12 protein-coding genes are annotated in these 21,431 nt (G+C 68.4%); 7 read left to right on the forward strand and 5 right to left on the reverse strand.

What is annotated here, in order from left to right:
• Positions 1-12: 12 nt before the first annotated feature.
• Positions 13-1,356 carry a metallophosphoesterase gene (locus K8556_RS21875; RefSeq protein WP_223742022.1) on the reverse strand — a complete coding sequence of 448 codons (1,344 nt, stop codon included), beginning with the start codon at positions 1,354-1,356 and terminating at the stop codon, positions 13-15.
• Positions 1,357-1,543: 187 nt separating this feature from the next.
• Entirely contained in the window at positions 1,544-7,636 is a 6,093-nt protein-coding gene (locus tag K8556_RS21880) for an ATP-binding protein (protein WP_223742023.1), read from the reverse strand.
• Positions 7,637-7,812: 176 nt separating this feature from the next.
• Here K8556_RS21880 and K8556_RS21885 point away from each other — a divergent pair, with 176 nt between their 5' ends.
• Positions 7,813-8,178, forward strand: coding sequence for a helix-turn-helix transcriptional regulator (locus tag K8556_RS21885; protein WP_223742024.1), 366 nt, complete (start codon positions 7,813-7,815; stop codon positions 8,176-8,178).
• Positions 8,179-8,188: 10 nt separating this feature from the next.
• Positions 8,189-8,662: an SRPBCC family protein gene (locus tag K8556_RS21890; RefSeq protein ID WP_223742025.1), complete on the forward strand. Its 474-nt coding sequence runs from the start codon at positions 8,189-8,191 to the stop codon at positions 8,660-8,662.
• Positions 8,663-8,715: 53 nt separating this feature from the next.
• Here K8556_RS21890 and K8556_RS21895 read toward each other — a convergent pair whose 3' ends face one another.
• From K8556_RS21895 to K8556_RS21905, 3 genes are all read right to left on the reverse strand, one after another.
• The gene (locus K8556_RS21895) at positions 8,716-10,113 is read right to left on the reverse strand and encodes a DUF1552 domain-containing protein (protein WP_223742026.1); all 1,398 of its coding nucleotides are present in this window, start codon (positions 10,111-10,113) and stop codon (positions 8,716-8,718) included.
• A 5-nt stretch (positions 10,114-10,118) separates the two neighbouring features.
• Positions 10,119-12,437: a DUF1588 domain-containing protein gene (locus K8556_RS21900; RefSeq protein WP_223742027.1), complete on the reverse strand. Its 2,319-nt coding sequence runs from the start codon at positions 12,435-12,437 to the stop codon at positions 10,119-10,121.
• Between the two features lie 294 nt (positions 12,438-12,731).
• On the reverse strand, positions 12,732-12,908 hold the full coding sequence (locus K8556_RS21905; protein WP_223742028.1) for a hypothetical protein: 177 nt from the start codon (positions 12,906-12,908) through the stop codon (positions 12,732-12,734).
• A 793-nt stretch (positions 12,909-13,701) separates the two neighbouring features.
• Here K8556_RS21905 and K8556_RS21910 point away from each other — a divergent pair.
• The 5 genes from K8556_RS21910 to K8556_RS21930 are packed head-to-tail and all read left to right on the forward strand — an operon-like array spanning position 13,702 to position 21,377.
• On the forward strand, positions 13,702-14,940 hold the full coding sequence (locus tag K8556_RS21910) for a serine protease (RefSeq protein ID WP_223742029.1): 1,239 nt from the start codon (positions 13,702-13,704) through the stop codon (positions 14,938-14,940).
• Between the two features lie 9 nt (positions 14,941-14,949).
• On the forward strand, positions 14,950-16,806 hold the full coding sequence (locus K8556_RS21915) for a serine protease (protein ID WP_223742030.1): 1,857 nt from the start codon (positions 14,950-14,952) through the stop codon (positions 16,804-16,806).
• A gap of 9 nt (positions 16,807-16,815) precedes the next feature.
• Positions 16,816-19,980 (forward strand): ATP-binding protein, encoded by a 3,165-nt coding sequence (locus tag K8556_RS21920; RefSeq protein ID WP_223742031.1) that lies wholly within the window; start codon positions 16,816-16,818, stop codon positions 19,978-19,980.
• Positions 19,981-20,013: 33 nt separating this feature from the next.
• The gene (locus tag K8556_RS21925; RefSeq protein ID WP_223742032.1) at positions 20,014-20,949 is read left to right on the forward strand and encodes a DNA/RNA non-specific endonuclease; all 936 of its coding nucleotides are present in this window, start codon (positions 20,014-20,016) and stop codon (positions 20,947-20,949) included.
• 47 nt (positions 20,950-20,996) lie between these two features.
• The gene (locus K8556_RS21930) at positions 20,997-21,377 is read left to right on the forward strand and encodes a helix-turn-helix domain-containing protein (protein ID WP_223742033.1); all 381 of its coding nucleotides are present in this window, start codon (positions 20,997-20,999) and stop codon (positions 21,375-21,377) included.
• Positions 21,378-21,431 lie beyond the last annotated feature (54 nt).

Raw genomic sequence — 21,431 nt, forward strand, 5'->3', positions numbered from 1 at the left:
CGGTCCGCGTCCTCAGCGCTTGGGCGACGTCGCGGAGGCGGGCACCGGCACCGTCATCAGGTTCTTCGCATCGGCGGGGTCGAGGAACTCCGTCTTCCCGTCCTCGCTGTTGATGACGCCCACCGTGAGGTACGTGTCGGTGAACTGCACGAGCAGGAAGGTGTGCATGTCGGAGGAGCCGCTCAGGAACACGGGGATGTTCGTCCCTGGCACCTGGGTCCTGAAGCCATGCCGCTCATGGATGTGACCGGCGAAGACGGCCACCACGTTCTGGTTGGCGATGGCCTTCAGGAACGCCGGGTCGTCCTGCTTCATGTGATCCCCGTAGTCATGCAGGTTGAGGACGATCTTGCGGCCCGCGGCGGTGGCGGCGGCCAGGTCCTTCTTCAGCCAGTCGATGGACGGGGAGACGTCGATGGCCTTCGCCGAGTAGGTCGGGTAGTTGTGGAGCTGCACGAAGTGATAGCTCCCCTGGTTCCACGAGTACGCGAGGCTCTGCTTGTCGAAGCTCTGGATGAGGGAGGCCGGGAAGTTGGGCACCTTGTCGCAGTGGATCATCGTCTTGATGAAGTCCCGTGCGTTGGCCGCCGCGCCGTTTTCCCCGAGCGTCAGGTAGTAGAGCGGCTCGCGCCACCAGCCGTCCCCCAGGTTGTTGGCGTAGTCGTGATTGCCCAGGCCGACGAAGAGCGGCCAGCGCAGGGTGCCCGGCAGCGTGTAGTAGCGCTCGAAGAGTTCCACCTGCCAGTCCTGCCAGAACGCCGTCAGGTCCCCGTTGATGATGACGCCCAGGGGCTTCTGGATGGGCGCGCCGCCCCCCTGGATGTCCGGCCTGGAGGGCCACGCTCCGGGGGCGCCCGGCTGGAGCGGATTGGACGCGCGTTGGATGTCATTCATCGCCCGGACCTGGTCGCGGTTGGCGCGCTTGGAGTTGCGCTTCGTGCAATCCTTGTCGCCGTCACAGGGCGGCGAGTCCTCCCACCAGGGGAGCTGGGGGTCGGAGGCGATGATCATCGTGAAGGCGTTGAGGTCCGACACTGGCGGCACCGTCTTGGTGAAGCTCGGCGTCGCGCAGGTCGGGGGGACCGTCCCCGCGCCCCGGCCATAGGAGTCCTTCGGGATGATGTGCGGGTCCTTGCGGCACAGCGCGCCGTCGTCCTTGTAGCCGTCGGGGCAGTCGGCCCAGCAGACCGGTCCCACTCCCGTGAAGTCTTCCTTGCACCGCTCGTAACAGAGTCCGGCCTGGTAGAGCTTCCCGCGGTTGCAGGTCGTCTCCACGTTGCGAGGCTCTTCTTCCGCGCCGGAGCGGACTGGCACCCCCACGCACAGCATCGCGAGCAGCAGCCACTCGATCTTCATGTTGCGTCCCCCTCAAGGGGCCCCGTGCACCGGGACCCGGATGGGACGCCGGCAAAGCAAGGCGGGCGCCAACCCGCGGCTCAGGGCGGTCCAGGGTGTTTCATCGGGCCGGTGCCGCGCGCCGCGCTCCCGCTGCGTACGCCCTGAACGCGACACGCGTCGCATCCGCACGCAGTCGCGCTGGCGGTCAGCCAGCCGGGGGCAGGTCCAGCGGCAGCACCGTGGTGAAGGTGGCGCCTCCGCCCTCCGTGGGCTCCAGGTGGATGCTCCCCCCGTGGGCCTCCGCGATGTGGCGGGCCATCCACAGGCCCAGCCCGAAGCCGCCGTGGTGGTTCGCGGGGACCGCGCGCTCGAAGCGCCCGAAGACGCGCTCCTGGTCCTCCTGTCCGACCCCTTCGCCATGGTCCCGGACCGCGAGGCTCACCCGTCCCGGCGCGCTCGCCACGCGGACCTCCACGGGCCTGCCCGTCCCGAACTTGAGCGCGTTGTCCACGAGGCTGTCGAGCAACTGATCCAACCGCGCGCGGTCGTAGTGCCCCACCACCGGCAGGGGCGCGTCCAGCGTCAGGACGCAGTCCGCGCGAAGGGCCTTCTCCCGCGACCGCTCCACCACGGCGGCCGCGAGCTGCGCCAGGTCGACCTCCTCGCGTGACAGGTCCAGCGGCCCGGTGACGAACTCCGACACGTCCACCAACTGCTCCACCAGGCGCGCCAGGCGCTGGAGGTGCTTCTCCGTCGTGCGCGCCTTGAGCCGCGTGGTCTCCGGCGTCACGTTCGCGGCCGGGACGTCCAGGCTGCGCACCAGGGACTGGATGTTGAGCGACAGGGCGCTCACGGGCGTGCGCAGCTCATGGCTGACCAGCCGCAGGAACTCGTCCCGCGTCCGCACGGACTCGCGCAGCGCGTCCCGCTCCACCTCGTTGCGGACCACCTCCCGGCGCACGCGGGCCATCTCCAACTGGGTGCGCACCCGCCCCAGCAGCTCGCGCGCGGAGAAGGGCTTCACCAGGTAGTCATCCGCGCCGCTCTCCAGGCCCTCCACCGTGGCCTCGTCGCCCGCTCGCGCGGACAGCAGGATGATGGGGATGGCGCGCGTGCGCTCGTCGGCGCGCAGCGCGCGCACCAGCCCGAAGCCATCCAGCACCGGCATCATCACGTCGGAGAGGATGAGGTCCGGCGGCCGGACGCGCGCCTGCTCCAGCGCGTCCTGTCCGTGGCGGGCGGTCTCCACGTGGGGGAAGCCGTGCTTGAGCAGCCCCGTGACGTAGGTGCGCAGGTCGGCGTTGTCGTCCACGAGGAGGATGCGGGAGCGCGCGAGCTCCGGGGGAACCTCCGGCGCCAGCGCCCCGGACTCGGGCGCGGCCACGGCGTCCGTGGCGATGACGTCCGTGGACCAGCGGCGCGCCTCCTCGACGAAGGGCGTGGCGCCCGAGTGCACCGGAGGGGGCCGGGACGTGTGCTCCACGCGCTCCAGCGGCAGGTGGGCCGTCCCCCGGGGCAGCCGTACGGTGAAGGTGGTGCCCGCTCCCAGTTGGCTCGCCACCGCGACGCCGCCCCCGTGCAGCTTCACCAGCTCCTGCACCAGCGCCAGGCCGATGCCCGTCCCCTCGTGGCTGCGGCCCTGGGTGACGCGCACGCGGTAGAAGCGCTCGAAGACTCGCGGGAGCTCCTCCTCGGGAATGCCCACGCCCGTGTCCTCGACGCGCAACACGGCCTGCGCGTCCTCCCACCGCAGGCTCACGCGGATCTCCCAGCGGTAGGTGTACTTCACCGCGTTGGAGAGCAGGTTGAGGACGACCTTCTCCCACAGCTCCGGGTCCACGTAGAGGGGCTCGGGCAGGGGCGGGCAGTCCACCTCCAGCCGCAGGCCCGCGCTCTCCACCGCGGACTGGAAGGCGCTCGCGAGGCTCGTGGTGAAGGCGGACAGGTCCACGGGCACGTAGCGGGCCTGGGCCCGGCCCGCCTCCATCCGGGAGAAGTCGAGCAGCGTGTTGACCATCTTGTAGAGCCGCAAGGCATTGCGGCGCACGAGCTCGAGCGGCTCCCCCTCCAGCGCCTTCGCCGGCCTCGCCAGCGCGTCCTCCACGGGGCCGAGGATGAGCGTGAGCGGCGTGCGGAACTCGTGGCTCACGTTGCTGAAGAACGCCGTCTTGGCCGCGTCCAGCCGGGCCAGCTCCTCGGCCCGTTGCTTCTCCTGCTCGTAGGCGCGGGCGCTGGAGATGCTGGCGGCCAACTGCCGCGCCAGGAGCTGGAGGAAGCCCCGGTACTCGTCGTCCAGCACGCGCAGCGGGCTCAGGCCCGCCACGAGCACGGCCATGTTGTCGGTCTCCGCGCCCATGGGCACCGGGAGGAGCAGGGCGCGCGTCGTGGGCTCGGGCCAGGGGCCGCCGGGGAGGGGACCGAAGCGCTGGGCCAGGTCCTCCAGCAACAGCTCCTGCCGCGTCTCCGTGACGCTCGCGAGCGGCCAGGAGGACGTGGCGCCCGCCGCCAGCGTCACGGGCGCGGCGGCCGTCCCGCGCTCCAGGCCCGCGCAGCAGACCAGGCGCGCCTGATCCGCCTTCACCAGGTAGAGCAGCGCGAAGGGCACGTCGTGCGCCGCCTGCGCGAGGACGTCCTCCAGCGAGCGGAAGATGCCCTCCACGGTCTTGTCGAGCGCCGTGCGGATGGACAGCTCGCGGAGGATGGCCAGCCGGCGGTCTCCCACCACCTGCCGCGTCGTCTCGCTCGCGATGGCGAACATGCCGGCGATCTCTCCCGACTCGCCGATGGTCGGGTTGTAGGACCAGGTGAAGTAGGACTCCTCCCGGAGGCCGCCAGGGCGGCGCGCGAAGTTGACGTTCCCGTCCTCGATGTAGATGGGCTCGCCCGTGTCCTGGGCGCGCTGGATCAACGGGCCCAACTGCCCCCACTCCTCGACGAGCGCCTCGCTGCCGCGCGCGCCCATCGTCCGCGGATGCTTCGCCCCCAGGATGGGCCGGAACGGGTCGTTGTAGAGCATCCGCAGCTCGGGGCCCCAGAAGAGGATGATGGGGTAGGGCGAGCGCAGCATCGTGCTGACGGAGGTCCGCAGGGACTGGGGCCACTGCTGCAACGGGCCCAGCGAGTTCGTGGACCAGTCATGCGCCCGCATCATGGCGCCCATGTCGCCGCCCTGCTGGATGAAGGGCTCCTCCTTGGCCGGGAGCGCCGACGGCGTGGACCGCTGCGGTTCAACGCTCGGGGCCGGCGCGGCGAGGGCCCCGGACCCCGGTTCGCGCGGAAGGGTGAAGTGGAAGGTGGTGCCCTGGCCGGGCTCGCTCTCCACCCAGATGTGCCCGCCGTGGCTCTCCACGATGCCCTTCGTGATGGAGAGGCCCAGGCCATGTCCGTCGCGCCGCCGCTGCGACGCGTGCCAGTAGCGGTCGAAGAGGTGCGGCCGCACGCTGGCGGGGATGCCCGGCCCGGTGTCCGCCACGCTGAAGCGCAGCGCGTCCGTGCCGGGCTCGCTCCCCACCCGCAGGTGGAGGCTGCCGCCAGCGGGGGTGAACGTCAGCGCGTTGGACAGGAGGTTCCCGAGCGCTTGAAGCAGACGCTCCCTGTCGCACCACAGGGTGAGCCCGGGCTCCTGCTCCACGACGAACCGCAGGCCCTTCTCCGCCGCCTGGGGCTCGAAGAGCTCCCGGGCGTCGCGGAGCAGCTCCGCCACCGACTGCGGGCGGACTTCGATGGCGAGCGTCCCCGTGTCGATGCTCGCCAGGTCGAGCAGGTCCTCGATGAGCCGGTTCATCCGGTCCACGGAGCGGCGGATGGCGTCGGCCTGCTTGCGCGCGCGGGCGGTCGCCTCGGATTCGGGCGGCAGCCGCTGGAGCAGCTCCGTCGCGGCGCGGATGGCGGTCAGGGGCGAGCGCAGGTCGTGACTGACGACGGCGAGCGTCTCCTCGCGCATGCGCGTGGCGCGGCGGGAGGCCTCGAGCAGCCGCTGGGTCTCCGCCGCGTGCGCGCGCTCCGCGGCCAGGGCCTCCTGCCTCAGCCGCGCGACCGCGAGCTGGGCGTTGATGCGCGCGATGAGCTCGTTCGCGGAGAAGGGCTTGACGAGGTAGTCGTCCGCGCCGCTGTCGAGCCCCGCGATGGTGGCCTCCTCCCCCGCGCGCGCGGACAGCAGGATGATGGGGATGGCGCGCGTGCGCTCGTCCGTGCGCAGGGCCTGGACCAGTTGCAGGCCATTCACCCCCGGCATCATCACGTCGGAGAGGATGAGGTCGGGAGCCTGCGCGCGCGCGGCGGCGAGCGCCGCGCTGCCTTCGTTCACCGCCTCCACGCTCCATCGGGGTTCCAGGAGCCGCGTGAGGTAGGCGCGCATGTCCGCGTTGTCGTCCACCACCAGGATGCGGGCGTCCGCGCGGTCGGTGCGCCGCGGCGCCGCGGTCGCGGGTCCGCTCCACTGGGAGATCTCCGCGAGGAACGCGCCGGGGCCGATGCCGGTGGCCGGGAGCGCCGGCGCCAACGTGTCAGGCTTCCGGGGCAGGTGCGCGGAGCCGGTGGGCAGCAGCACGCGGAACGTGCTCCCCTGGCCCGGCGCGCTGGTCACCGTCACGCGTCCGCCGTGCAGGTGCACCAGCTCCCGCACCAGCGACAGGCCAATGCCGGTGCCCTCGTGGCTGCGCCCCCGCGCGCCCTCCACGCGGTGGAAGCGCTCGAAGACGCGGGGCTGCTCCTCCTCCGGGATGCCAATGCCCGTGTCCTGGACGGTGAACTCCACCTGCTCGCCAAGCCACTTCAGCGCGAGGCGGATCTCTCCCTCGAAGGTGAACTTGAACGCGTTGGAGAGCAGGTTGAGGACGACCTTCTCCCACAGCGACGGGTCCACGTAGACGGGCTCGGGCAGCGCCGGGCAGTCCACGCGCAGCGCGAGCCCGGCGGCGGTGGCCGCGGCGGTGAAGTTGCTGGCGAGGTCCGCGGTGAGCGCGGAGAGGTCCGTGGGGACGAAGGACACCTGGGCGCGCCCCGCCTCCAGGCGGGCGAAGTCGAGCAGCGTGTTGACCAGCTTCTGCAGGCGCAGGCCGTTGCGGCGCACCACCTCCTGGCGCTCCCGCTGCGCCGGAGGCAGGGGCTGCCGGTCATCCGCGAGGCCGTCCTCGATGGGGCCCAGCATCAGGGTCAGCGGCGTGCGGAACTCGTGGCTCACGTTGCTGAAGAAGGCCGTCTTCGCGCGGTCGAGCTCCGCCAGGGCCTCCGCCCGCTGCTTCTCCTCTTCGTAGGCGCGGGCGTTGCCGAGCGCCGTCGCGAGGTGATCCGCCACCAGCCCCAGGAACCCGCGGTAGTCGTCGTCCGGGGCGCGCCTCGCGCTCACCCCCGCCACGAGGAAGCCATAGGGGCGCTCGGCGCCGGCCCGCGTGATGGGGAAGAGCCACGCCGTGCGGGGGGACTCCGGCCACTTCCCGCCGGGCAGGGGCCCGAAGCGCGCCTGCACGTCCGGGACGAACCTGGGCCCCTGGGCGTCGTTCGCCTCCGCGAAGGGCCACGCCGCGCCGGCCGTGTCCGCGCCGAAGAGCGCGGCGGGCGTGGCGGTGTCCTGCCCCCAGCCCGTCGTCGCCACCAGCTCCAGGCCCTGGTCCGCGTCCCCCTGGCGGTACAGCAGGGCGAAGGGGATGTCGAAGCCGTTGCTCTCCAGCGCGAGCGCCGCTTCGCGCCAGGCGTCCTGCTCCCGCTTCACCGTCCCCGTCCGCGCCGCCAGGTCCCGCAGCGTCCGCAGCCGCCGCTCGCCCAGCACCCGGCCGGTGGTCTCCGTGAGGGTGACGAGCACGCCCCCGACGCCGCCGGTCTCATCCCGGATGGGGCTGTAGGAATAGGTGAAGTAGCACTCCTCGAGGTAGCCGTTGCGGTCCAGGGGCAGCATCCAGTCCTCGGAGCCGACCGCCGTGCCCTGTCTGACGCCCTCGAACATCGGGCCGATGATGTGCCAGCTCTCCGCGAACGTGCTCTGCGCGCCGTGGCCCATGGCGGCCGGGTGCTTCGTCGCGCCCAGCACCGGCCGGTAGCCGTCGTTGTAGAACTGGACCAACTGGGGGCCCCACGCGACGTACATGGGGAAGCGCGACTCGAGCAGGATGCTCACCGCCGTGCGCAGGGACTGGGGCCATGTCCCGGGCGCTCCCACGGGAGTCCGCGTCCAGTCGATGGAGCGCATGAGCGCGCCCATCTCGCCTCCACCTTCGAGCACCGCTGCCGCCTCGCGGCGGTGAACGTCCGTCGTCGTGGGTTCGCTGGGGGCCGTCGTGCCCGTGCGGGTCGAGGAGCTCATCAAGAGCCTTCGCTAACACACGTGAAGCAGGGCCAGGCGGAGCCTGGGGTGCGAAGGTTGGCCCCTCGACGTGGGCCGGGATGGCGACCGTCTGGAACCCCTCATCGGAGCGGCCGCTCGCGTGCCCGTGCCCTGTCCTTGCGTGCCATCCACTCGCGTGCTAGTCACTGAGCCATATGGTTCAATATTCAAGTGCGGGCCTTGATGCTTCGTTCGCCGCGCTCTCCGACGCCACCCGACGCGGTGTCCTGGAGCAGCTCGGGCGCGCGGAGGCCTCCATCACGGACCTCGCCGAGAAGTTCAACATGACCCTCACGGGCATGAAGAAGCACGTCGGAGTCCTGGAGCGGGCCGGGCTCGTGATCACGGAGAAGGTCGGGCGCGTGCGGACCTGCAAGATCGGCCCGCGCCGACTGGAGGAAGAGATGGCCTGGCTCGAGAGCTACCGCCAGCTCTGGGACGCACGCTTCGACGCGTTGGACAAGGTCGTCGAGGAATTGAAACGCAAGGAGCAGGTCGATGGACGCAAGAAGAGAGAGTGAGCCCGCACCCATGAAGAACCGCACGACCGTGGAACGGAAGTCCGAGCGTGAGACCGTCGTCACGCGAACCTTCGATGCTCCGGCACGCATCGTGTTCGAGGCGTGGACAAAGCCCGAGCTGTTCAAGAAGTGGTGGGTGCCGAAGTCGATGGGAATGACCCTGGTCTCCTGCGAGATGGATGTTCGTACCGGGGGCACGTACCGTCTGGTGTTCGGCCAGGGGATGGCGTTCTTCGGTACGTACACCGAAGTGACACCGCACTCGCGCCTCGTCTGGACCAATGAGGAAGGCGGTGACAATGGGTCCGTCACCACGGTGACCTTCGAGGAGAAGGAGGGCCGGACGCTGCTGGTCGTGAGCGAGCTCTACGCCTCGAAGGAAGCGCTCGACGCTGCGGGCGGGGCGGCGGAGGCGCTGGTCGAGACGTTCCAGCAACTGGACGAGCTGCTCGTCACCCTGGGCGCGAGCGCAGGACGGGCATGACGTCCTCGCGAACCCCGGGCTGATGGACAGGTCCCGCGGACCGCTGTCGCGGCTCAGCCATACAGCTCGCTCAGCGGTCCCGGCGCGATGCGCGTGCTGCCCTCCTGCCCGAAGGTGTTGAAGTCCGCGTCTCCGAACGCGTGGCCGAGCGTGTTGAAGAGGTTGGAGACCTGCCGGTTCCGGGGCGCGTCGTACTTCGGGTACACGACCGTGCGCCCGTCGGTCTTCAGGCCCAGCGCGTTGCCGCCCACCACGAGCTTCGGCCACTCCCGCGAGGTGGAGTGGTGCTGCTCGCCGTTGTCGGACATGAAGACGATCGCCGTGTGATCCAGCATCGAGCCGCTCGCGCCGACCTCGGGCGTGGCGGCCAGCGTCCTCGCCAGGTTCGCCACCAACTGCACGTGGCGGCGGGTGACCTCGGCGACCTTCTCCCAGTTCTGCCCGGCATCCAGGCCGTGCTGCAAGCTGTGCCGCGGGACGTCGCTCACGTCCGGGCCGTAGGCCACGTCGAAGCCCGAGGTGCCCGTCGCCAGCACGACCGTGTTCGTCAGCCCGCCCAGGAGGGCCGCCGTGGCGATCTGGAACTGGGCCTCGAACCACTTCAGCGAGTCGGGCGGTGAGCCCGCGCCGGTGAGGAGCGGGTTGTCCTTCGGCGCCACCGGCAGGTAGGGCCGCACGCGGTCCGCCATGCCCGCGAGCTGATCCTCCCGCGTGCGCAGCGACTCGAGCGAGGAGACGTAGCGCTCCAGCTTCAGCCGCTCGTTGGAGTTGCCCCTGAACTCCGCCAGCGCCTTGCGCGAGTCGGTCAGCGCGAAGTCGAAGAGCATCTTGCGGTCGCGCCCGTTCGTCGAACCGCCGAGCAGCGAGCCGAAGGTGCTGTCGAACGCGAGCGACGGGTTGACGATGATGCCCGCGGGCTTGCGGGGGCCGAGCGCGCAGGTCTCGTACACGATCGACACGCGCGCGGAGCTGGTGCCCAGGCGCAGCACGTCGAACGGCGCACCCCGGCGCAGGCGAGGTGCGATCACCGCGTCGAAGGTCGCGCCCGCGCCGTTCACCGCGCAGCTCAGCCCGCCCGTCCCGCTGGAGTGCCCGCCGCCCGCGATGAGGTTCGAGAGCCCGAGCAGCACGGCGGAGCGGTTCACCAGGTCGAGGTTGCCCGAAGACGCCGCCAGCGGCCCGAGGCTGATCGCGCTGGCGAGGTTGTCGCCCTCACGCACCAGCGGCGTGTCCTTGTACGCGTCCCAGAAGAGGCGGTCGGAGGTGTTGGCGCGTCCCCCCAGCGCCGCGCGGGTGCCCGTGCTCAGGAGCGCGCGGGGGTAGACGCCATTGCACTCGAGGACCAGCACCAGGCGCGCCGGCAACGCCGACGACTGGGCGTAGACGTCGCGGAAGTAGGGCGCGAAGAGGCCGGCGGCCATGCCCTTCAGGACGGTTCGTCGCGAGAACATGGCAGTCACTCTCCAGCCTGCGGCACACGCCGCGTCTTCCAGGTGTCGCTGGTCATCAGCGTGGTCAGCATCTTGGAGAACGAGCCGTTGTTCTGATCATAGGCCTGCTCCATCTGCGTCAGCGTGCAGGCGTCGCTCAGGTTCTCCGGGCGTCCCATGAAGTAGCGGAAGGCCTGTCGCACGAAGCAGCGCTTCACGTGCCGCGAGGTCGCCAGGCGCTCGCTCAACTCCACCGCGTCGCGCACCGGACCGTCCAGCGCGGGGTCCGGCATCGACGTGAGCGTCGAGCTTCCGTCCGGCGTGGTCCAGCCTCCGCTGGGCGAGTGGTCCCGCGCGCGCAGGAAGCCCGCGTGGTTGTAGATCTCGAAGGGCAGCCCGAGCGGCTCCATCAGCCGGTGACAGCCCTGACACTGCGAGCCGGCGGTCGCCTCCTGCAGGCGGCGGCGCGCGTTCTTGTCGGCGGCGTGAGCGCCGACCTGGGCCGCCACCTGCACGCTGCTGAGCGGCGGGACGAAGCCGCACAGGAGGTTCTCGCGCACCCACTTGCCGCGGTGGACGATGGACGGATCGTCCTCGAAGTTGCCGCCGTGCGAGGCCAGCCACACCGGGTGGGTCAGCACCCCCGCGCGCTCCGTGGCAGGCAGCGTCTTCCAGCGGCCCTCGACGGTCGCCGGGAGGATCTCGCTGACGTTGTAGGGGTGCGACAGGCCCTTGTGCGAGTCGTAGGCCGCGTTCTGCATGGAGGGCACGTAGAAGGTGCGGGTGGTGAGCAGGTTCGCCAGCACGTCCCGGTCCTCGACCACCACCCGCGCGATCAGATCGTCGAACTGCTGGATGAACGTTGGCTCCAGCGGATGGAAGTTGGTGAGCAGGTTGTCGTAGGAGACCGAGCTGATGTATCCGAGCCCTTCGACTTCGAAGCGCGAGGTCGCCGCCGGGGACTCCTTGAACACCGCGGACACGTGCCCGTAGCCGAGCCACTCGCGGAAGAAGCCCGCGACGCCGTCACCCAGCCAGTACTGCCCGCGCTTGGAGCGCTGCTCCTCGTTGTAGTCCTGCACCAGATCGAAGCGGGGTGTCCCGTTCTGGTTGGCGTCGACGCCGCCCAGGTGCTTCTGGATCAAGGCGGTGGTCGTCGCATCCTGCGTGAGCGAGCCATCCTTCGCGGCAACGGCCACGTCCGCCAGATGCCCCTCGAGGGGCGCGGAGTAGTACGGCCACACGAAGCTCGGCGTGGCCGAGGGCGCGCGCCCTGCCAGCGCGTAGGCGAGCTGCGAGCCCAGCTCGAGGCTGGTCAGCTCCACGCGACCGTCGGCCGGATCTCCGCCCATCTCCCGGCGGAACATGGCGCCGGTCATCATCCACGCGGCGTTGGAGATCCGCGTGATGGAGTCCGCGCGGTTCTCCGGGGAGTAGCTCGGCTCCTGCGCGATGACTGCGGTCGCGAAGGCGGTGAGGCGGGTGAGCTCATCCTCGGTGGGCGGGCGGAAGAAGACGCCGAACTCGAGCATCTGGCCCAGGTGGAAGCGCTTGCAGGCGTCGCTCGGGTTCGCGTCGTTGAACATGCACCTGAAGCGGCTGTCGGTGAAGACACGCTCCATCCGGTTGCCGTCCGGGTAGTTCATCGTCCACGGCGAGGCGGCCGCGCCGACCACCGGCAGGAAGAGCTCCACCGTGGCCTCGTCCAGCGTCTCGTCCGTGGCCCAGGAGCTGTACTGCTCGATGGCGCTGGGATCGAGCGGGTTGTCGTAGAAGCTGAACCCGGTCCAACTGCGCTCGACGGAGCCGCCGACGTTGCGGGTGAACTCGCGCCGGTTCATGCGGCGGATGCGCGTCGGCGCATCCGAGCGCACGCCTTGGGTGCAGGTGAAGAGCGCGGACTGATCGAGCAGGTTGGGCTCGGCCACGACGGTCACGGGCGGCCCGTCCGTGCCACTGCAGAGCGGCATCCCCTCCTTGATCCAGGTCTCGAGCGCGGTGCGCTCGGCCGCGCTCGCGCGCTCATGCGGGGCTGGCGGCATGGGAGACGCGTCGTCGCGCATGCGGATGAGCGCGCGCTGGGCGTTGCTGAGCTTCCCATCCATCGCCGAGCTCACCCGCATGTCGTGCAGGGTGCGCAGCGGCATCGTCGCCCCCTGGGTCGGCATCGCGCCGTGACAACTGGCGCAGCGATTGGCGAGCACCGACTGCACCACGCACGCGGCGCCCACGTTCCCCGCAGGATCCCCGGGGTCTTTGGTGCCGCCGTTGTTCGTGTTTGGCCCGATGTTGCCCTTGCACGCAACGAGGCTCAACAGTCCGGCCAGCAGGAGGACGCGGTTCATCCGGCCAGTCTGGCACGGACGAAGGGTGGAGCAGCAAGGGGGGCCGCCAAACGGGCTCAGCCGGGACTGGCTCCCAGCCTGATCAAGCGGCTGCATGACTGCGGCGTTGCAGAGGGCGAGCGTGCGAAATTTGGTGAAGGCCCAGTGTTCGCTGAGTCGCAGGGCGCGGAGGTCGAGCACGTGCTGGCCCGTTGTTCCGTCCAACGGCTGCCATGCGCCACGCGCACGTTTCGCTTGCCGGAGACATGCAACTTGGTGGCAATCGCCAGACGGCACCGGGACGGTCGAGCAGGTCTATCGCCATGCGGTGAGGTCCAGGATGCCCATCACGGGCCCGCCGTTCACACCGGCGTCCTCGACGCCCGCATCGAAGGGCTCGGCCACGACGATGGGCAGGCCCGCGTCGAAGGTCTGCACCGTCATCGTGCCCTGGGGCTGGACGATGACCGCGCCCGCGCCGAGCGTCAGCATCGGACCGCCCACTACGAAGGGCCCTCTGGAGCGTGACGGCTTCTGCTCAGCCACCGTCTGCACTGTGGGGCTCGCCGCGCCGCCGAAGTTGGGGCCCGCAGGCCACCTCTCTGTGGAGGCAGATGGAGCAGGGGAGGGCGTCACCGGCTGCGCCGTGTCGCAATGCGTGACCGGGATCGCGGCCGCGCTTTGCGCCGGGGCGCAGAGGCGGAGCCAGGGCTGGAGGAGGAGCGCCTCGCGTTTGTCTCGACGGTGGAGGAGCCGAGGAAGGAGCGCACACCCCGTTTGGACTGGGTCGGCTGCTGAAAAAGACGTTCGCCCTGGATGTGTTCGCGTGCTTGAGGTGTGGAGGAAATCTTAAGGGTGTTGGCGTACGTGAAGGACGCAGGAGGGAGAGCGATTGTGGAGCACCTGAAGTTGGCTACGGCGAGTGTGCACATTGCCCCTGCGCCAGGGCTGCCCCAGAGCGCGTGGTGTTGAATCTCAAGCCTCGGTGGCAAGGCTAAAGTGACCGAGGGGCCCTTCGCCGAGGCCAAGAGGAGGTGCTCGGCGGCTACTGGATGAGCCAGGTGAAAGTCACTTGAGGAGGAGATCGAGTGCGCCTCGCGCCGACCAGTCTTGGGGAACGAGACCATCGAGGTACGCCAAGTGCAGGAGTTCTCGGACATCCCGGCCGATGTTCAGGAAGTCGTGGACCAGTTCCCCGCGGTGAATAAGCTCGGACAGGTCAGCGGCGCGTGACACGGTCTCCAGATGCTGAATGAGCGGGAAGCCGATGGCGCCAGCAGCCCACATGGTGCTGGACGCACCGCTCTACTGGTGCCATCATACCTCCCGTTTTTTTGCCACCCGGGGGGGAGCCGTGGCCGACGAACCTGTCAAAAACGACATGCTGCTGCTGGCGCTGCAAGGGCTCGCTGGAGCCACCCGAGGCCATTCGCTTGAGTCGGCGAGGGGGACGATACGTCAGGTGGACGAGTTGGCTGCGGACGTGTTGCAAGCGCGAAGGCTCGACTCGCTCGCCGCATCTGTCGAAGGATCGCTGCACCAGTCCGCGCTCATTGCCGACCTGCTGCCCGCTGGCACGCTGGCGAGCGCGACGCCCGAGTCGGTGACGAAGCTGACCGCTGAGTTCCTTCGCAAGACAAGCGGTGTCCTCGCCACTGCTCGCGACAAGGTCCAGTCCATCTCCATCTCGACGGAGCAACTCCGGGGACTTGAGGCGATCATCCGCCTCACCGGTCGGCCGTCGTTCCTCGTCCAAAACGGAACCGTGGACAAGCTCGCTGCGGAGACGCAGTGGCCCACACTGGTTCTTAAGTCGGTCCAGGAGCGTTACGAGGCTGTCATTGCCAGCGTCGGACGCGTGTATGTGACGCTGCCGGGCCGCAGGGCGGTCGGCCTTGGCACCGCCTGGGTAGCTGGCGATGGCATCGTGGCGACCAACCGGCACGTCGCGGAGGAGTTCGGCACGGTCGGTACCAATGGCAAGACGTGGAGCCTCATCGAAGGCGCGAAGGTCCATGTCGACTTCTTGGTGGAGGAGAGGCGGCTGGACGCGCTGGAGTTCAATGTGACCTCCATCCTGCACGTCGAGCCCAAAGACGGGCCGGATCTAGCGCTGCTGCGCATCGAGAAGATTCGCGCGGACGGGCGACAGCTCCCGCCACCGCTCCGCCTAGCGAAGAACACGGCCGAGGTGAGGGACTCGAGCGACGAGGTGTTCGTCGTCGGGTACCCGGGCCTCGATCCGGACGCAAACCGCGAAGCGCTTGAGCGAATCTTCACGGGCATCTACGGCCGCAAGCGGCTTGCCCCTGGTTTCGTCATGGAAGTGCACCTGGGCTCGTCGGCGCTCATTCACGACTGCACGACGCTCCCCGGCTCTTCCGGCTCCTGCGTGGTCCGGGCGGCGACCGGCAAGGTGGTCGGCCTGCATTTTCTCGGAACCCAGCAGGTCGAGAACGAAGCGGTGCTCGTCGCGGGCGTGCAGCAACGTCTTAGCCCGTTCGCTCTGAACTGGGCAGACTGAGGGCGGTGCGTGGCGGACATCGCGCTCACTCCTGCGGAAAGGGCTGACCTCTCGCGCATCCTCGCCGACGACTTCGAGGCAGCGCGGCTTCGGGCAATGGCCGAGGCGTGGTTCGCTTTGAATCTCGACCTCATCGCACCCGGCGCGGCTGCGGCGGAGGCGGCCGAGAAGTTCGTCGCGTGGGCCGATCAGAGAGGAAGGACACTCGAGTTGCTCGCACGCCTGCGGCGGGACGCGCCGAAGTCACTTCGGCTCCTGGCGTTTCTGGCGACAATGGCGAACCCGGGTGCTAGCTCTCCATTGCAGGCGCTCACCCAGCTGAACCTGCCAATGGCGCAGTGGATACCGTTCGCGACCTCGATGCTGCTGCGAGGCCGCCAGATCTGCCGCGTGGAGGTCGGCGGCGTGGCGCTGGGAACTGGCGTCCTCGTCGGCGAGGACCGCGTGCTCACCGCCTTTCACGTCGTGCGCGGCTGCATCGACACCGCAGCTGTGCCGCTCGTGGCGCTCCCGGGACAGGGCCGGCGGATCATCTGCCGCTTCGACTATCTGGAGGACCAGAACAAGCCGTTGGGCGACGGGATCCCGGTGCGAGCTGCTGACGACTGGCTGCTGGCGGCTTCTATGCACCACCCCCGGGAGGGAGAGCTCCTCGACCTACCTGCCCCGCCGGACTGTTCGCAGCACCTTGACTACGCCCTGATCCGGCTGGAGCGCGCGGTTGGCAAGGAGCCGGTGGAGCCCGGCGGCGGCGGACCGAGGGATTGGGTACCGTTCCCGGAGGGCGAGGTGTACCCCAATCAAGCGCTCGTGATTGGGCAGTGCCCGGGAGGGCAGCCCTTGCACATCGACGTCGGGCGGGTGGAGTCGCTGGATCAGCGTAAGAGCCGCGTGCGGTACCGCCTGGATACCATTCTGGGTTCCTCTGGCTCGCCGTGCTTCGACCTCGAGTTCAATCTCGTCGCGCTTCACAACAGCTCGCTCCGGGATCCCTCGCTCACGGTGCCGCTGAACCAGGGTGTCTCGATTCGCCAGATCCGTGACCACCTGCAGGCCGCGAACAGCCTTCAGTCGACTCCGCCGCCGGATTTCATCCCGCTGTGGCAGCTCCCCAGCGGCGCGCCCGTCTTTGGTCGCGAGGACTTCCAGCACAGCGCTTGGTCCATGCGTCTTCCAGCGTCCAAGCAGCGGTTCCTCGCCATCAAGGGCGGGGACGATCAATCACGACGCTTCACGATCGAGCTCGCGAAGTCGATCCTTGCCGGGCGTGCCGATGTGGTGATCGACTACGACATGGTGGCGATCCAGCTGAAGTCGGCGGACGCGTTCCTGCTGGATCTAGCGACGGACCTCAAGCTGCCCACGGAGAATGTCCCCGCGCGACCGGTGGACCGCCAGTCATCGCGGTGGGCCAGCACGAAACTCTTCGATTGGTTCAAGACTGCGTTCAACGCCAAGTTCGTGACGACACCCGATGCGCCGCTGTCGGTGTGGATCGCGCTCGACAACTATGACCGCGCCGCCTTCCGCGACCCCGAGACCACCGATGTCCTCCTTTCGCTGATGCGCGCGCCCGAGGAACTCCCATCTCTGCGATGGTTGTTGATCGGCGCCGCTCCCGATCCTGCGGCAGTCCCCCCTCAGCTCGTCACCGAGGATGTGATCCAGCCGCCAACCCCGGAGGACGTTGGCCGGTACCTGCAGCACCATGCCGAGCACCACAACAAGCGGCCGACGCCCGCGACACTGCAGCAGGCCGCCACCACCGTCTTCAATACGGCGCAGTCCTTCTCCACCTCCATGAAGCAGCCTTTTCTCGTCATCCTCGCGACGTTAGCTGGCGAGTTCGCGAACAACCTGCCTTGAGACGCCACGATGGACCCCAAGAACCCCATCGACGACGCGTTGAAAAGAGTTCCGGCGGAACTGCGCGAGGCGATGCGTTCCGCGATCGAGCGGACGCTTTCGCGGGCTGTGCGCACCGGGGGCGAGCCGTACGAGAGCGTCCGCCGCCAAGCGGCCGTCCGCGGCGCGTTTGAGCCCAGCGCGCTCATCTCCCGCGAGGCCCCCAGCGTCGATCCCGCCGGACTGCTCGACCAGCTCCTTCGCGACTCAATGGTCATTCCGCAGCGCGGTCGGCGGTTGTGGATGATGAAAGACGACGCGCGCCGGGAGATGCTCGGACAGATGTCCGCCGAGGACCTCACACGCGAGGCGGAGCGAGCGGCTCCCGAGGACGAGATAGCCGAGCTGATGAAAGAGCTGGTATCCGGGCAAGCGCCGCCGCTTGAGTTGCAGAGCGTTGACCAACTGCTCAACACTGCCCGAGTCGCCGAATGGCTTGAGGGAATGAAGACAGCCGCCCCGTCGGTCGAGAGGGTCCACGAACAGCTGGGGTTCGCTCAGATGCTCAAGCCCTTCGACGAGCTACTCAAGAATGGCTTTGCAGGACGGACGAACGAGCTGCGGCGGCTCCGCGATTACGTCGGCGTCCAGCCACCAGAGTCCCTGACCGGCTGGAGCCGTCGCGGCCTGAGTTCCTTCGCTAGGCGGGTCCGCGGGTGGAGATCGTACCAGCCGTTCCTGATTCACGGCGCCGGCGGAATGGGGAAGTCCACGCTCGTCGCCCAGTTCATGAGGGAGCACGCGCGACTCCCACGGCATTTGCGCTTCCCCTTCGCCTACCTCGACTTCGATCGCAGTTCGCTGATCCCGCGTCAGCCCCTTACTCTCCTGAACGAGATCGCCTCGCAGCTGTCGTTCCAGTTCCCGTCCGCCGCGCGGCGCCTCTCCCGCTCGGCAAGCAATCATCGTGCGATGCTCGAGCGTCTCATGCATGAGCGTCGAAAGTTCACCCAGACCGCGAGCGAGCCCTCCGCCAGCAAGTTCGACGAGAGCGCGCGTGACCCGCACCTGCTCTCCTCCGCCGCGCACGAGATCCGCGAGTGCATCCGGGATCTCGGAGAAGAGGGGCGTCCGTTCCTGATCGTACTCGACACCTTCGAGGAGGTTCAGGAGGCGCTCGACTCGTCCGTCGAGGACGTCCTCGCGGTGCTGCGCCTGATCTCGCAAGATGGCGACTGGGAGGCGCTGCGGATTGTTATCTCGGGCCGGGCGCCTCTCAAAGGAGTGGAGCTCGCGGAGGAACTCGAGCTCAAAGAGCTCGACGCGGCGGCGGCAACCGAACTCCTGAGCAGGGAATTGAAGGAGCTCCCGAAACGCGCGCTCACCCAGATCCGTCAGCACGCTGGCAGCTCGCCGATCGCGCTGAAACTCGCGGCGGCAATCGTCCGCCGCGAGCTCGAGTCCGGACACAGTGAGCCCGACATCGCCCGGCTATTGCGAACGGACCGAGCGCTGCTGGCGAAGGCGTTGAACCTCTACGACTCCGAGCGGACCACCGTCCAGCTGTACAGCCGGACGCTGGAACACATGCGAGACAAGCAGCTCGAGAAGCTCGCCCACCCTGGGTTCATCTTGCGGCGCATCACCCCAGATCTGATCCAGCACGTCCTGGCCAGGCCTTGTGAGCTGGGCGAGCTGACCAGGGAGGACTCCATGGGGCTGCACAGGCGGCTCGCCGCGAAGGTGTCTCTGGTCACACGCGAAGGCGAGGCGCTGGTGCACCGCGCCGACGTGCGTGCGCCGATGCTGGAGCTGATCCGAGCCGATCTCGCGAAGAAGCGGCCCGGACTCTTCGAGGAGGTCAACGCGCTCGCCGTCGCCTACTACGAGGACCCCAGGACCGCAGATCCCGTCGAGGCGATGTACCACCGTCTCCTCGGTGGTGACATCCTGGCTGCCGACGCATCCGAGTGGTCGGCCGAGCTCATTCGTGGCCTGCGCTCCGCGCGTCGAGACTTGACGGGGCGCGGCGCGACCATGCTGAAGGCGTGGCTTGGAGTCGACATCCCGCCGCGCGAGGTCCGAGAGTTGCCGCAACGCACCGGCGCCGCATACCTGCGCAAGGTGGTACCGCGCTACCTGAGTACAGGCGACGCCGACCGCGCCGTCGCTCTCTTGACGGAAACGGCCGATTGGTTCGCGGTACGGACCGCGAGCGATCTGCTCCGTCTTCGTGGCACTGCGCTGTTCGAGCATGGAGAGCTCCACACCGCGGTCGCGATCTTCGACGGAGGATGCAATATCAGCACTCACGGCTCCCCGGACGAGATGTACCGGCTCCTCCTCACGCGGGCAGAGTACCTGCTCCGGCTCGGCCACCCAGAGGCGCTGCGTGCATTCGAGGAAGCGTACAGCAAGGATTCGCGGCGCAGGCACCTCGAGATCGAGGACGTCGAGCTGTGGCTAGGCATGGCGATGGCGGCCCGGAGAACCGGGGACGTGTCGACCGCGCACGAATTCGAGGAGCGCGCCACCCATGCGGCACGGCGGAACAATCGAGACCTAGAGCAGCAGGCGCTTGGCGTACTGCGCCGCTTGGCGCTGAACGTCTCCTTCGAAGTCGCACCAGAGTACTTGCGGCGCTACTTCTCCGCCGCGCCGGTCCGGTCGCTCAACCGTCGCGAACTGCTGGCACTCAAGCAGTTGCTGCACCGCTTCCCGTACGAAAAAAGCTTGCACCACCTCGCGAACGTGGCCACCGAGGAGCTCCAGCTCAGCGCGGTGATGACGCTGGATGACCAGGACCAAGCCCTTCTAGGTAACTACCTCATGTCATCGCCGCTGCTGAGCGAGCTCGACGTGGAGACGATCCAGCTCGCGCGAACGCTGCTGTCGACTCGGCACCACGAGTGGCGGTCGCCGGCAACGTTCTCCTTGCTCCGGTCCGGCATCGACCTGTCCACGCCTGCCACCAAGCTGCTGGACGAGGAGCAGCAGATGGCGTTCGCCCGGGCGACGCCCAAGAATCGAGCGCGGCTGCTCGTGAACGTGGCGGATGACGGTGGTGAACTCGCCATGCTCTTGAACAGCCACTGGGTCCAGGCGGCGAAACACCACGACCTCCTTCACGTCGCCGACGCGACCACGAGATGGGACAACTTCCTGAATCAGCGTCAGGCATTTACAGCTGCCTGACGTTCACGCAGCACCCAACCGGAGGAGAGCCACATGGCAGAGCAGATGAGGCGACTGTCCGACATGAAGGCGCTGGCGGACCTGTTGAACGCGCCGCCACCGAAGCCCGGTGAGGAGGTGGGGAAGGTTCACGAGGCGGACTACTTCGAAGGCCGCAGCGGGTACTCGGCGAACTTCCTCTATGACTTCGTAGTGAAGCTGCCGGAACTCTCACCCGCGCTGCAAGCGGACGTCGTCCCGCTGAAGACCAAGCCCTCCGAGCACGTACTCCACTACGAGAACTTCTCTCTAGTGATGTCCAAGTCGCGCCGGCTGGCCCTCTATACAGCCTGCAACATCGAGGGAGAGCAGAGCGAGCGTGACCGGGTCGCACGCTCAGGAAAGGACCAGTGGTTCTACGACTCGCGCATCGAGGAGAAGTACCAAGTGGGCGAGGAACTCTACTGGGACAATGAGCTCGATCGTGGCCACTTGGTCCGGCGTGAGGACCCCGTGTGGGGCAAGTACGCGTTGCAGGCCAACGACGACACCTTCCACTTCACGAACTGCTCTCCGCAACACTCAGGCTTCAACCAGAAGACGTGGCTCGGTCTGGAGAACTACATCCTTCTAAACGCGCGGAAGCACTCGCTGCAGGCCAGCGTCTTCACCGGCCCTGTGTTCACCGATCGCGATCCGTTGTACCGCAGCGTGCGGCTACCCCGCTCGTACTGGAAGGTCGTCACTGTCGTGACCGACGGATTCCGCTCGGCGACCGCGTACCAGATTAAGCAGGACGACCTGCTGGAGAAGCTGGAGTTCACCTACGGCCGATACAAGACATACCAGATCAGCGTCCGGAAGGTGGAGCGCATGACGGGGCTGTCGTTCGGCGACCTCCACCAGTATGATGGGTTCTCAAACGAGGAGAGCGCGGTCGGCAATGACATCGAGCTGCCCGTATCTGACTGGCGTGCGGTTCGCATCTAACCCAAGGCTCGTTTGACGCGATCGTCGAGGCTTGATCTTCTCTGGAGATGAGCGAAGGACATCCCACCCCGGAGAAGCTGCGACGGGCCATCGTGCGGGCCTTCCACGACGAGGGCCTGTCGTATGCACAGATTGCCCACCTGCTGAGCATTGGCGAGGCGACGGTCAGCCGCGTCCTGCGGCTGTACCGAGAGACAGGCGACGTCGTTCCACGGCCCAAGGGGGGCGGCAGGCTCTCGCCCATCCGGGGCAAGGTGGCCAGCGAGATCAAGCGGCTCGTGGCCCAGAGGCCGGACGCGACGGTGCGCGAGCTGATGGCCGAGTTGACGGCCCGCACCGGCGTGGCGACCAGTCGGCCTTCGATGCAGAGGGCCATGCATCGACTGGGCTTCTCACACAAAAAAACTACGTCGGCAAATATGGCCTGAGCGTCTCTTCGACGCCTCGGAGGTAGCCGTCCGGGTCGTCGCGAAAGCGTCGGC

This window comes from Corallococcus sp. AS-1-12 (assembly GCF_020036995.1).
GTDB lineage: Bacteria > Myxococcota > Myxococcia > Myxococcales > Myxococcaceae > Corallococcus.